The sequence below is a fragment of the Streptomyces sp. NPDC005955 genome, assembly GCF_042871255.1.
Taxonomy (GTDB): Bacteria; Actinomycetota; Actinomycetes; order Streptomycetales; family Streptomycetaceae; genus Streptomyces.
Map to the genome: position 1 here is coordinate 21698 of NZ_JBIAIF010000026.1, position 11210 is coordinate 32907.

The 11210-nt window shown below is 73.3% G+C and carries 4 protein-coding genes; 2 read left to right on the plus strand and 2 right to left on the minus strand.

The window, feature by feature from the left end:
• Positions 1–249: 249 nt before the first annotated feature.
• Positions 250–8427, plus strand: a complete 8178-nt coding sequence (locus tag ACFYOU_RS33045) for an SDR family NAD(P)-dependent oxidoreductase (protein ID WP_391310959.1) — start codon at positions 250–252, stop codon at positions 8425–8427.
• Between the two features lie 50 nt (positions 8428–8477).
• On the plus strand, positions 8478–9635 hold the full coding sequence (locus ACFYOU_RS33050; protein ID WP_391310961.1) for an acyl-CoA dehydrogenase family protein: 1158 nt from the start codon (positions 8478–8480) through the stop codon (positions 9633–9635).
• A gap of 81 nt (positions 9636–9716) precedes the next feature.
• Here the strand turns inward: ACFYOU_RS33050 and ACFYOU_RS33055 are convergent, their stop codons facing one another.
• Together ACFYOU_RS33055 and ACFYOU_RS33060 are read right to left on the minus strand one after the other, a co-directional pair.
• Positions 9717–10160 carry a nuclear transport factor 2 family protein gene (locus ACFYOU_RS33055; protein ID WP_391310963.1) on the minus strand — a complete coding sequence of 148 codons (444 nt, stop codon included), beginning with the start codon at positions 10158–10160 and terminating at the stop codon, positions 9717–9719.
• A gap of 126 nt (positions 10161–10286) precedes the next feature.
• The gene (locus ACFYOU_RS33060) at positions 10287–10952 is read right to left on the minus strand and encodes a class I SAM-dependent methyltransferase (RefSeq protein WP_389764270.1); all 666 of its coding nucleotides are present in this window, start codon (positions 10950–10952) and stop codon (positions 10287–10289) included.
• Positions 10953–11210: the final 258 nt, after the last annotated feature.

Sequence of the window (11210 nt, forward strand, 5' to 3'; positions counted from 1 at the left end):
GCCGCTCGACGGCGCGGCCACGCACGGCCCCCGCGCAGCGCCCCCGCAGCTCACCGCGCACGGCGCCGCCCGGCGGACGGGCGGCGCGCCCGTCCGCACGCCCACCACCCCGGCCCGCTGCGGAGCCGTCCGCCGCCGACGGAACTCCCGTGCAGCGGGAAACTCCCCGGATTCCTCGCCGTAAAAGTGTATCCACGGGGGCCGTTCGCGGATCGTGGAGCACATAAGGCTAGAGGGGGCTGGAGCTCTATGGGCAGGTACGAGGGCGGACAAGGGGACACCGGGGTGGATCGCGATGCCGTCGCCGTCATCGGCATGTCGTGTCGGGTTCCGGGCGCCGCGGACGTGCGGGCGCTGTGGCGGCTGCTGCGGAAGGGCGAGCACGCGATCGCGGACGCGCCCGCCGACCGCTGGCCGACGGACGTCCCCGAACTGGCGAGCCACCCCCGGGGTGGGTTCGTCGACGGCGTCGGTGACTTCGACGCCGAGTTCTTCGGCATCTCACCGCGCGAGGCCGCGGTCATGGACCCGCGCCAGCGCATGGTGCTCGAACTGAGCTGGGCGGCCCTGGAAGACGCCTTCCTCCCCCCGGAGAGCCTGCACGGCAGCGCCACCGGGGTGTTCCTGGGCGCCACCGGCGACGACTACGCCTCCCTGGTCCACCGGCACGGGGGAGACGCACTGTCCCACCACTCCATCGCCGGCCTCAGCCGCGGACTGATCGCCAACCGGGTCTCCCACCAACTGGGCCTGCACGGGCCGAGCCTCACCGTCGACACGGTGCAGTCCTCCTCCCTCGTCGCGGTGCACATGGCCTGCGAGAGCCTGCGCTCGGGCGCCGCGGGACTGGCCCTCGCCGGCGGGGTCCACCTGAACCTGGTGCCGGAGAGCACGATCGCGTTCGCGCGTGCCGGCGCACTGTCGCCGGACTGCCTCAGCCACACCTTCGACGCCCGGGCCAACGGCTTCGTCCGAGGAGAGGGCGCCGGCGTCGTCGTCCTCAAACGGCTCGCCGACGCGGTCGCCGACGGCGACCGGGTGTACTGCGTGCTCCTGGGCGGCGCCGTCAACCACGACGGCCCCGGCGCCCTCACCGTGCCCAACGCCGAAGCCCAGGGCGCCCTGCTGCGCGCGGCCTGCCGGGACGCCGGAGTGGACCCCGCGCAGGTGGGCTACGTAGAACTGCACGGCACCGGCACCCGAGCGGGCGACCCGGTCGAGGCGAGCGCCCTGGCCGCCGTCCACGGGGAGGGCCGCGACCCCGGGCACCCGCTGCTCGTCGGGTCGGTGAAGACCAACATCGGTCACCTCGACGCCGCCGCGGGCGTCCTCGGCCTGATCAAGGTCGGCCTCGCGGTGCAGCACGACCTGCTGCCCGCCAGCCTCCACTACGAGACCCCGAATCCGGACATCCCGCTGGAGCGGTGGAAGCTCCGGGTCAACGCCGCCGCCGGGCCCTGGCCCGAGGGGCCCCGCCTGGCCGGCGTCAGCTCCTTCGGGATCGGCGGCACCAACTGCCACCTCGTCGTCGCCGCCCCCGAGCCGCGACCCGAGCCGCGCCCGGCGACGCAGACCGCACCCGCCGCGCCTGCCGGACCCGTCCCCGTGACGGTGTCCGCCCGCACGCCCCGGGCGCTGCGGGAACAGGCCAAGCTCCTGCACGACTGGGTGCGCGACGACGCCGACCTGCACCCGCGGGACATCGGCCACTCCACGACCACCACCCGCTCGGCGCTGAAGAACCGGGGCGTCGTGCTCGCCGCCGACCGGGCGGAACTGCTGGCCGGGCTCACCGCATTGGCGCAGGGCACACCGTCCGCCCGGGCCGTCACCGGTACCGCCACCGAGGGCGGCGGCGTGGTGTGGGTGTTCTCCGGGCAGGGCGCCCACTGGGTCGGCATGGCCCAGGGCCTGTGGGCGGCGAACGAGGTGTTCGCCGCCCGCATGGACGCGTGCGAGCACCTGCTCCGGCAGTACGGCGGCTGGTCGCTGCGGGAGGTCCTCGGCGACGAGGACGCACTGAAGCGGATGGACGTCGTCCAGCCCGCCCTGTTCGCCGTCATGGTCTCGCTGGCCGAGGTGTGGCGCTCGGCGGGCCTCACGCCCGACGCGGTCATCGGCCACTCCCAGGGGGAGATCGCCGCCGCGACCGCCGCGGGCATCCTCTCCCTGGCCGACGGGGTGCGGCTGATCGTCGCCCGGGCGCGGGTCATCACCGAGAAGCTGTCCGGGCGGGGCCTGATGGCGGTGCTCGACCTGCCCGCCGACCAGATCGACCAGAGCCGGGTGTCCATCGGCGCGGTGAACTCGCCCGGCACCGTGGTGATCTCCGGCGACCCCGACGCCGTGCGCGAGGCCGTCGCCGACTGCCAGGCGAAGGAGATCCGCGCCCGGATCGTCCCCGTCGACTACGCCTCCCACTGCGACCACGTGGAATCCATCCGGGACGAGGTGCTCGCCGGGGTCGCCGGCGCCGCGACCACCGACACCGGAGTGGCGTTCTACTCCACCGTCGTCGCCGGCCGGGTCGACCCGGCCGAACTGGACGCCGAGTACTGGTACCGCAACCTGCGCGAACCCGTGCGCTTCGCCGACACCGTCCGCGCCCTGTCCGCCGCCGGGCACGGCACGTTCGTGGAGGTCAGCCCGCACCCGGTGCTCGCCATGCACATCGCCGCCACGGTCGGCTCGGCCGTCGTGCAGCCCACGCTGCGCCGCAACGAGGAGGAGACGCACCGGCTGCTGCTGTCCATGGCGGAACTCCACAGCCGCGGCGTCGACCTGGACTGGCGCCACTGCTTCACCGGCGCCCGCCGCGTGACGCTGCCGACGTACGCGTTCCAGCGCGAGACCCACTGGATCGACGGACCCGCCACCGCGGCGCCCGCCGTCCGGTCGACGTCCACCGCCCCGGCCCCCGAGGCCGCCGCGCCCGCCTCCGTGGAGACCTCGGAGCAGGACCTGTGGACGCTGGTGCGCGGTGAGGCCGCGGTCCTCCTCGGGCACGCCGACACCGCACGGATCGGCGCCGACCACACCTTCAAGGAACTCGGCTTCGACTCGGTGACCGCGGTGCAACTGCGCGACCGGCTGAACGCCGCGACCGGACTCCAGACGCCCGCCTCACTCGCCTACGACCACCCGACACCCGCCGCTGTGGTGCGCCACCTGCACGAACAACTCGCCGGACCCACCGAGGACCGCGCCGCAGCGGACGCCGGCGCCGGCGCCGTCATCGACGACGAGCCGATCGCCGTCGTCGGCATGAGCTGCCGGCTGCCCGGCGGCGTGGTGACCCCCGAAGACCTGTGGCGGCTGGTCGCCGACGGGAACGACGCGATCACCGGCTTCCCCGAGGACCGGGGCTGGCAGCTCGCCACGGACACGGACTTCGTGCCCGCCGGCGGCTTCCTGGACGGTGCCGCGGAGTTCGACGCGGGATTCTTCCGGATCAGCCCCCGCGAAGCCCTCGCCATGGACCCGCAACAGCGGCTCGCCCTGGAAGCCGTGTGGGAGGCGCTGGAGAACGCCGGCCAGGACCCGACGGCGCTGCGCCGCACCAGCACCGCGGTGTTCATGGGGGCCATGGCCCAGGACTACCTGCCCCGCCTCCAGGACGTGTCCGGCAACCTCGCCGGCCACGCACTGACCGGCGGCTCCGGCAGTGTGGTGTCCGGCCGGATCGCCTACGCCCTCGGCCTGGAAGGCCCGGCCGTCACCGTCGACACCGCGTGCTCCTCCTCCCTGGTCTCGGTGCACCTGGCCGCCCAGTCGCTGCGCTCCGGAGACTGCTCCCTCGCCCTGGCCGGCGGCGTCACCGTGATGTCCACCCCGGGCATGTTCGTGGAGTTCGCCCGACAGGGCGGACTCGCCGCCGACGGCCGCTGCAAGGCGTTCTCCGACACCGCCGACGGCACCGGCTGGTCCGAGGGCGTCGGCGTGCTGGTGCTGGAACGGCTGTCGGACGCGCGACGCAACGGCCACCGCGTGCTGGCCGTCCTCCGGGGCAGCGCGATCAACCAGGACGGCGAGAGCAACGGCCTCACCGCCCCCAACGGCCCCTCCCAGGAACGGGTGATCCGCCAGGCGCTGTCCTCGGCCGGTCTGTCCCCGGCGGAGGTCGACGCGGTGGAGGCCCACGGAACCGGCACCAGCCTCGGCGACCCGATCGAGGCGCAGGCCCTGCTCGCCGTCTACGGCCAAGACCGCGCGGAGCCCCTGTGGCTGGGCTCGCTGAAGTCCAACATCGGGCACACCCAGGCCGCCGCCGGTGTCGCCGGGGTGATCAAGATGATCATGTCGATGCGGGCCGGGGCGCTCCCCAGGACGCTCCACGCCGAACAGCCCTCCCAGCAGGTCGACTGGTCCTCCGGCGCCGTCCGACTCCTGACCGAACAGCGCGACTGGCCGCGGGCGGACCGCCCCCGCCGCGCCGCGGTCTCCTCCTTCGGGATCAGCGGCACCAACGCCCACGTGATCATCGAACAGGGCGATCCCGTACCGGCCGAAGCGCCCACCGCACCGGCGGCGACCGCGCCGACCCCGGGCGCCACGGTGTGGACGGTGTCGGCGCACAGCGCCAAGGCGTTGGCCGGGCAGGCCCGGAAGCTGGGCACCGCGCTCGCGGCCGACCCCGCGGCGCACCCGCTCGACGTGGCCCGCTCCCTGGTCACCCGACGCGCCCGTCTCGACCACCGCGCCGTGGTCATCGGCACCGGCCGGGAAGAACTGCTCACCCAACTGGACTCCCTGGCCCGCGGACAGCGCGAATCCGGGGTGGTCACCGGACACGCTTCCGCGGCACCCGGCATCGGCGTGCTCTTCTCCGGACAGGGCAGTCAACGCCTGGGCATGAGCCGGGAACTGATCGCGAGCTTCCCGGTGTTCGCCGAGGCCTGGCGCGAGGTCTGCGCCGCACTGGACCCCCTGCTGGAGCACCCCGTCGACGAGGTCGTCGGCGCCGAGCCGGGCTCCGCGGCGGCCGGGCTGCTCGACGGGACGGCGATGACCCAGCCCGCGCTGTTCGCCTTCGAAGTGGCCGCCTACCGGCTCGTGACCTCCTTCGGGATCGAGCCCGCGGTACTCGTCGGGCACTCCATCGGCGAACTCGCCGCCGCGCACGTCGCCGGAGTGTTCCCGCTCGCCGACGCGGCCCGCCTGGTCGCCGCCCGCGGCGCCCTGATGGGCGCCCTGCCGAGCGGCGGGGCCATGGTGGCCGTGCAGGCCGGCGAGGACGAGGTGCGGGCCGCCCTGGCCGGACACGAACAGTCGGCTTCCGTCGCCGCGGTCAACGGGCCCGATGCCGTCGTCATCTCCGGCACCGAGGACGTCGTCACCGCGGTCGCCGCGGCCCTGGCCGCCGAGGGACGCAAGACGAAGGCACTGCGCGTCTCGCACGCCTTCCACTCGCCGCTGATGGAACCGATGCTGGAGGAGTTCCGGCGCGTCGCCGAGTCGGTCACCTACGCGCCGCCGCGCATCCCGGTCGTGTCCAACGTGTCGGGCGCCCTCGCCGAACCGGGCGAGCTGGAACACCCCGCCTACTGGGTGCGCCACGTGCGCGAGGCCGTGCGCTTCGCCGACGGGGTCGCCGCCGCGGTGCGGGCCGGCGCCCGGACGCTGATCGAGGTCGGTCCCGACGGAGTCCTGTCGGCCATGGCCGCCGACACCACCACCGACCCGGACCTGACGGCGATCCCCCTCGCCCGCAAGGGCCGTTCCGAGGCCCGTGCGGCGACCGAGGCCCTGGCCCGGCTGCACGTCGTCGGCGTCCCGGTGGACTGGCGGGCCTACCTGGACCTCATCGGCCCCGCCGGACCCCCCGTCGACCTGCCCACCTACGCCTTCGACCACCAGCGGTACTGGGCGCAACCGGCCCGAGCGCACGGCGACGTCACGGCCGCCGGACTGGAACCCGTCGGGCACCCCTTCCTCTCCGCGGCCACCGAACTCGCCGTGGGCGACCAGGTGGCGTTCAGCGGAACCGTCGACCCGGTCACCGCACCCTGGCTCGCCGACCACACCGTCTTCGGCCACACCGTGTTCCCGGGCGCGGCCGTCGTCGACATGGCACTGCGCGCGATCGACGGCACCGGCAGCCGCACCCTCGAAGAAATCACCCTGCACACGCCGCTGACCTTCGCGGAGGGCGCCGTGCAGGTGCAGGTCGTCCTCGGCGGGCCGGAGCCTTCGGGCCGGCGCCCGATCGGTGTCTACGCACGCCCGGTCGGCGGCTCGCGCACCTGGACCCGCCACGCCACCGGACACGTCCAGCGACAGGCCCCCGCCCACACCCCCGCCGTGGACGTCCGACCGCCGGACGACGCCGCCCCGGTGGACCTCTCCGGCTTCTACCCGGAACTCGTGGACCGGGGCTACGGGTACGGGCCGGCCTTCCGGGGACTGCGCTCGCTGTGGCGGCACGGCGAAGCGGTGCACGCCGAGGTCCACCTGCCCGAGCAGGCGGGGCACGCCACGGCCGGATTCGCCGTGCACCCGGCCCTGTTCGACGCCGCACTGCACCCGGTGCTGTCGCTGGTGGCCTCCGACGATCCGACGCGGGCGGTGCTGCCCTACTCCTGGTCCGGGGTGACCCACCACGGGCCCGCCACCGACCGGCTACGGGTCCGCGCCGCCCGGATCAGCGACACCGAGGTCTCCCTCGCGATCACCGACGCCGACGGCGCGCCCGTGCTGACCGTCGCGTCCCTGGCCCTGATGCCGGCCTCACCGGACCAACTGGCCGCGGGATCGCTCGCCGACTCCCTCTTCGCGGTGCGCTGGTCCCCGCTGGAAGCGGCACCGGACCAGCCGGCCCCACCGGTCGACCTCGTACACCTGGAGCGCGCCGCCCACCCGGACGTGCCCACCGCCGCGCGGGCCAGCACCGCGGCGGCACTCGAACTGGTGCAGCGCCGGCTCGACGACCACCACGAGCGACCCCTCGCCGTCGTCACCACGAACGCCCTGGCCGTCCTCCCCGGCGAGACGCCCGATCCGGCGCTGGCACCGGTGTGGGGCCTGGTGCGCTCCGCACAGGCCGAGCACGACGGACAGTTCGTGCTCGTGGACACCGACGGCACCGAGGAATCACGACGTGCGCTGGAGACCCTGGACGCAACCGTGCCCGAGGTGGCGATCCGCCGGGGCGAACTCCACGCACGACGGCTGCTCCCGGTGGTCGCGGCCGCCGACGCCCGGCCGGACTGGGACCCCGACGGCACCGTGCTGCTCACCGGCGCCACCGGTGGGCTGGGGGCACTGCTCGCCCGGCACCTCGTCGTCGAACGCGGCGTGCGCCGCCTGCTGCTGCTCAGCCGTTCCGGGGCCGGCCCGCTGGCCGCCGAGCTGACCGAACTCGGCGCCCACGTCACCGACGCCGCCTGTGACGTCTCGGACGCCGCGGCGCTGGCCCGGCAACTCGACCGCATCCCGCAGGAGGCCCCGCTCACCGCGGTCGTGCACATGGCAGGCACGCTCGACGACACCACCGTGGAACTGATGACCCCGGAGCGCGTCGACGGCGTGTTCGGCCCCAAGGTCGACGCCGCCTGGCACCTCCACGAACTCACCCGGAACACGCCCCTGTCGGCCTTCGTGCTGTACTCCTCGGTCGTGGGCGTGATCGGCAACGCGGGCCAGGCCAACTACGCGGCGGCCAACGCCTTCCTCGACGCCCTGGCCGAGCAGCGTGCCGCGGAGGGACTGCCCGCACTCTCCTTGGCCTGGGGCCCGTGGGAGATCGGCATGGCCAGCACCCTCGGCAAGACCGACCTGGCACGCTTCCGACGCCACGGCATGGCGCCCCTGACGGCACAGCGGGGCACGGCCCTGTTCGACGCCGCGCTCGCCACCGACGAACGGCTCCAACTCCCCGTCCAGATCGACCGGGCCGCCCTGGGCCAGGACACCGTGCCCGCACTGCTGCGCACCCTGGTCCGACCCGTCGCCGCGCCCGCCCCCGTCGAACCGTCCGCGGTCGAGGAGGGCGGGGAGTCCCCCATGGCGGCCAAGCTGGCGGCCCTCTCCGCCGAGGAGCAGCGCGAGGAACTGGTGTCGCTGCTGCTGGAGACCGCGGCCGTGGTACTGGGATACCCGTCCTCCGAGGACATCGACGCCGAGATGTCGTTCCAGGAGATCGGCTTCGACTCCCTCAGCGGCGTCGAGTTCCGCAACCAGGTCAAGCTGGACACCGGAGTGCACGTCCCGGCGACGGTGATCTACAACTACCCGACGCCCGCAGCCCTGGCGGAGCGCGTGCGGGAGTTGTTGTTCCCCGCGCCCGAGGATCCGGCGGACGAGGACGTCGACCTGCCGGACGGTGACGCGGGACCGGACGACCTCGACGACTCCGACGGCCTTGACGACATCGACGACATCGACGAGCTCGACATCGAGGCGCTCGTCCTGCGGGCGAACTCCGAATGACGATCCGCTCGCCCGCGGGTGAGTGCGTTGACCTGGAAGTGAGTGGAGAGATGAAGCCGGAAGACCTGAAGGCCGTGCGCACGTTCGTCAAGGAGCGTCTCGACGGCCCGCACACCCGGTGGGACGAGCTGGAGGACAAGCCCTCGGACGTCTACGAGGGGTTCCGGGAGACCGGACTGGCCAACTGGTGGCTGCCCGAAGAACTCGGCGGCCGCGGGCTGAGCCTGGAGGACGGCGTCGAGATCGTCAACGAGATCGCCTACGGCGACGCCGGAGTGGCCTTCACCCTCTTCATCTCGGTCCTCGGCACCAGCATCGTGCAGTTGTACGGCTCCGAAGAGCTGAAGGCCCGGTACCTCGCCCCGATGGGCGACCGGGGCGCGTTCTGCGCGACGCTGGGCAGCGAACGGTCCGCGGGCAGCGAACTCGCCAAGATCGAGACCACGGTGGCGGTCGACGGGGACGAACTCGTCCTCACCGGTGAGAAGTTCTTCTCCACCAACACCGACTTCGCCGACTTCCTCGTGGTGGTGGCGCGTTCCGCGGAGGACCCGGAGGCGTACCACGCGGTGCTGGTGCCGCGGGACACCCCCGGGGTGGAGATCGTGAAGCGCTGGGACGTCATCGGCCTGCGCTCCTCGTACACCTACCAGGTCGGTCTCCAGGGCTGCCGCGTCCCCCTGGCGAACCGGCTCGACGGTTCGGGGCTGCGGCTGCTGGAGATCGGCCTCAACGCCAGCCGCATCCTGATCGCCGCCACCGCGATCGGCGTGGCCCGGCGCATCCGGGACCACTGCATGACCTACGCCAAGAGCAAGCCCCTGCGGGACGGGACCCTCGTGGAGAGTCCGGTGTTCGCCCAGCGGCTCGGGCAGATGGAGATGCAGATCGACGTCATGAAGAGCCACTGCCTGCGCGCCGCCCGCGACTACGACGCGATCATGTCCGCGCCCGACGCCGCCGCCCGGTTCCACCGCCAGGGCACCCTGAAGTCCGCGCTGACCGCCAAGATGTTCTGCGGCCAGGCCGGTTGGGAGGTGGCGAGCGTGGGCTCCGAGATGTTCGGCGGCCTCGGCTACACCCATGAGCTGCCCATCGGCAAGCTGGTGCGGGACGTCCGTTACGTCTCCCTGGTGGAGGGCGGCGACGACGTCCTGCGCGATCTGCTGTTCAGCCGCTACGTGATCCCCGTACCCCGCCGCTCCTAGCCTGCGTTCCGGGAGCGGACCCCGATCGTCACGGTCCGCTCCCGGCGGCGAGCAGCACCCGCCCCACACACCCGGGTGGCGCTACCGCTCCTCGGTGGCGAACGCCTGACGGACGGCAAGGCTGTCCTCGTACACGTGGTGCCGGGTGACCAGGCCCTCTTCGAAGGTGAGGTGCAGGGCGAACCGCGCGCGGTACGCACGTCCGGTGGACCGAGCGGTCTGGCGGATCTCGCCGGTCACGACCGCGTCGTTCCCGTCGACGAGGATGCGCTCGACCTCGGTCGCCACCAGCTCCGGCACGTGGTGCTCGGCGAGTTCGCGGTAGTGGGCGGCTGCGTCGGACCGATTGCTCCGGTGACGGATCCAGGGCGTGGCAGCACGACCGTGCTCGGCCTCCGGCCAGCTCAGCTGCCAATCGCCCCGCTCCGCGTACAACTCGGCGATGCGCTCGGGGTCGCCCTCGCTGATCGTGCGCAACAACTTCTCCACCGCGAGGCGGGTGTTCGTGGGGGTGGCTATGGACATGGTCGGCCCTCCGTGTGGTCCGCGTTCCACTCACGCGGTGAGGTCATCAACCTAGCCCGCACGGTCCGACCGGGACGATCAGTTTCGAAGCGGGGCACGCGCCCCGGGTGACCGGCCGCGCGGGCGTCAGGGCACCTCGGCCTCGAAGAGGGCGGTGCAGCCGTGCACCGTCACCGTGTGGACGGGGAAGCGGGCGGCGAGCTCCGCCCGCAGGTCGTCCAGGCTGTCCTCGGAGTTGTTCATCATGCCGCGCCGGTTCCACGCCGCGAAGCTCGCCCGGGCCGCCGCGCCGACCGGCACCCCCTTGCTCAGCACGGTGGCGCCGAAGAGGCGCCCGCCCGGTCGCACGCACGCCGCGACGTTGTCCAGCACCGCGGCCTTCTCGCGGATGCTGCCGGGCACGCAGTGCAGCAGGAAGTTCAACGAGGCCGAGCCGAAGGACGCCCCGGGCAGCGGCAGCGGTTCCAGGGCGTTGGCCCGGACGGTCGTGACGTCGAAGCGGGCGAGCCGTCGGGCCGCGTGGCGCAGCGAGTGTTCGTTCAGATCGGCCAGGGTGATGGACTGCTCGGGGTCGGTGCGGCAGTTGTCCAGGAAGTAGCCCGTGCCCACCCCGACGTCCAGGTGCTCCGCGGAGACGTTGCGGTCGAACATGGCGACCACTTCGGACACCGGGACCCGGAACAGGAACCGGCAGTTGATCTTGAAGGCCACCAAGTCGTACACGGGGAGCGTCCACGGTCGGTAGACGGCCTGGCCGGCGTACACCTGGTCGGAGTGGGACGAGGCGGTCACGGGGGAACCTCCGGCCGGCGGGCGAATGCGTCGGGTCACGACTATACGGGGCAGGAGTTCCTTACCGCTCGCGGCAGTTGGGCCGGTCGGCGCAACGAGCACGCACCCGAAGGGCGCAGGCGTGCGGGTGCGGAACGGGCCCCGGGCGCACTGCCCTGGGGGGCTAGGCCGTTTCTTTCGGATCACCTGGCCGACCAGATGTGGATGGCGGCGAGGTGGAGTCCGGCGAGGTAGATGGTGGCGGTCTTGTCGTAGCGG